Below are 2,615 nucleotides of genomic sequence, written 5' to 3' on the forward strand. Positions count from 1 at the left end.
GCCCCGGGCTCCGGCCCGGGGCCACCCGTGCTTCGGAAGGCCGCGCAAGGCTCGGAAGGCCACCCGTGCTCCGAAAGGCCGCGCACGGCTCGTCCGGGCGCGGCGCGGCGTCAGCGCCCGAACTTCGCGACCGCCGCCGGCGTGACGGGCGTGAAGAAGTTGACCAGGTTGCCGTCGGGGTCGCGGAAGAGCAGCGACCGGTTGCCCCACGGCATGGTGGTGGGGCCGGCGACGAAGTCCGCGACGAAGCCGGTGAGGTCCCGGTGGACGCGGTCCACGTCGTCGACCAGGAACTCGGTGATCACGCTGTCGTTGGCCGCCGGCCGGGCGGATCCCGGGGCGAACAGCGGGACGGTGCGGGTGCCGGCGATCGCGAGGGTGGCGCCCGCGGTCCGGAGCTCGGCGAAGTCCTCGGTGGCCCAGTCGGCCCGGGCTCCGGTGGCCCGCTCGTAGAACGCGACGAGGCGCGCGACGTCGGCGGTGATGATGCGGATCGAGACGAAGTCCACGGGGTTCTCCTTGGCCGTGCCGTTGGTGTGCACGTCGCAGGCTAGGAGCAATAGGGGACAGAACCGGTCCACTATTCGCGCTAGGTTGGTCCGCATGCCCCGACCCACCGGCCGTGTCCTCACCCTCCTCGAACTGCTCCAGTCGGGCGGCACCCGCACGGTGGCCGAACTCGCCGACCGGCTCGGGGTCGAGGGGCGCACCGTGCGGCGGTACGTGGAGCAGTTGATCGAGCTGGACATCCCGGTGGAATCGGTGCGCGGCCGCTACGGCGGGTACCGGCTCGGCCCGGGGTACCGGCTGCCGCCGCTCATGCTCAGCGACGACGAGGCGCTGGCCGTGCTGCTCGGCCTGCTCGCCGGCCGGCGGGCCGGACTGGCGACCGCGGAGCGCACGGCGAGCGAGACGGCGGCGGCGAAGATCCGGCGGGTGCTGCCCAAGCACCTCGCCGCCCGGCTCGACACCCTGCTGGAAGCGCTCGCCGTCACGGACCGGCCCGGCGATGCCGAGGCCCCGGACGCCGCGACCCTGCTCACGCTCGCCGACGCGGTCCGCCACCGCCGCCCGGTCGCGCTCCGCTACACCGACCGGGCGGGACGGCTCAGCGAGCGCACCCTGCACGCGTACGGGATCGTCGCCCACGCGGGCCGGTGGTACGTCACCGGCCGGGACGCCGGGATCGGCGAGGACCGGACCCTCCGGCTGGACCGCATCGCGCACCTGCGGACCCTGCCCGGCGAGTTCGAGGCACCGGACGGGGCCGGCGCGGCGGAGCGGGTGCTGTCCGGGTTCGCCGCCGCCGAGTACCGGCACGAGGTGCGCCTGCGGATCCACGGGACGGTCGAGCAGGTCCGCGCCCGGCTGCCGGCCACCGTGGCGACCGTGGCGGAGATCGCGCCCGGGGCGGGGGAGGACCCGGCGACCGAACGGTGGCTGCGGGTGCGGCTGCGGGCGGAGCGGCTCGACTGGCTGCCGCCGGTCCTCGCCGCGCTCGACCGGCCGTTCGTCATTGAGGGGCCCGAGGAACTGCGCGACCTCGTCACCGCGCTCGCCGACCGCCTCGCCGCGTGCGCGCGGCAGGCCTGACACCGGGGAGCCGGCGCCCGGCCGCGGCGTGACACCCCGCCCGCGGCTACGCCGGCACCCGTACGGCGGCGCGACCGGGGCGCTCGCGCCCAGCCCTGCCCCCGCACGTCACCAGCACCGGTGTCCGGATTTCGGATTGACGGCTCCGACATGGAACCTGAAGCGGCGTCCGTTCGTCCAAGGACTGGCCGCAAGATCCACAGAGGGGAGCCCGACCGGTGGGGCGAATAGGCAAGCGAGTGCAACTGCGGGCGGCAGGGGCGGTGGTGGCGCTGGCCGCCGTGACGGCGCCGACCGCGCCCATGGCGTCGTCGGCGCTGTCGGCGTCCCAGGTCGGCGGGGCGACCGCCGTGGTGGTGGACCGTCAGGCGCCGACGGCCCTGCCGACCGGCGGACCCCCGCTGGACGGCGGCGGCGCCCGGCCGCTCCCGCAGCCGCCGGTGGCGGCGCTCCCGACGCCCGGGCCCGGCCCGCAGCCGCCCGCGGTCCAGCCCACGGGCGGGCCGCGGCTGCCGTCGACGGTCTTCGACGCCTACCGCAAGGCCGAGGCCTCGCTCGCGGTCTCGGCGCCCGGCTGCCACCTGCCGTGGCAACTGCTCGCCGGGATCGGCCAGGTGGAGTCGAGCCAGGCCGACGGCGGGTCGGTGGACGCCACCGGCACCACGTACACGCCGATCCTCGGCCCGGTCCTGGACGGGAACGGCTTCGCCGCCATCCCCGACACCGACGGCGGCCGGTACGACGGCAGTTCGGTGTGGGACCGGGCCGTCGGGCCGATGCAGTTCATCCCCTCCACCTGGGCGGTCTGGGGCGCGGACGGCAACGGCGACGGCCGGGCCGACCCGAACAACATCTGGGACGCGGCACTGGCGGCAGGCCGCTACCTCTGCGCGGGCGGGCGGGACCTGTCCGTGCCGGCCCAGCTCGACCGGGCCGTGCTCGGGTACAACAACTCGACGGAGTACCTGAGCACCGTCCGGGCCTGGATGGCGTACTACCTGACCGGTACGGCGGTCGTGGCC

Annotated in this window: 3 protein-coding genes; 2 read left to right on the plus strand and 1 reads right to left on the minus strand. The window is 75.9% G+C overall.

Annotated elements, in window-relative coordinates:
- Positions 1–110: 110 nt before the first annotated feature.
- A complete protein-coding gene (locus ACFW1A_RS39905) occupies positions 111–509 on the minus strand; it encodes a VOC family protein (RefSeq protein ID WP_380418545.1) in 399 nt (132 codons plus the stop codon).
- A 94-nt stretch (positions 510–603) separates the two neighbouring features.
- Between ACFW1A_RS39905 and ACFW1A_RS39910 the strand changes: the two genes are divergently transcribed.
- On the plus strand, positions 604–1,593 hold the full coding sequence (locus ACFW1A_RS39910) for a helix-turn-helix transcriptional regulator (protein WP_380418541.1): 990 nt from the start codon (positions 604–606) through the stop codon (positions 1,591–1,593).
- 218 nt (positions 1,594–1,811) lie between these two features.
- On the plus strand, positions 1,812–2,615 hold an 804-nt coding region (locus ACFW1A_RS39915; RefSeq protein ID WP_380418543.1), incomplete at its 3' end, for a lytic transglycosylase domain-containing protein.

Origin of the sequence: Kitasatospora sp. NPDC058965, assembly GCF_042741245.1 — a bacterium.
Lineage (GTDB): Bacteria > Actinomycetota > Actinomycetes > Streptomycetales > Streptomycetaceae > Kitasatospora.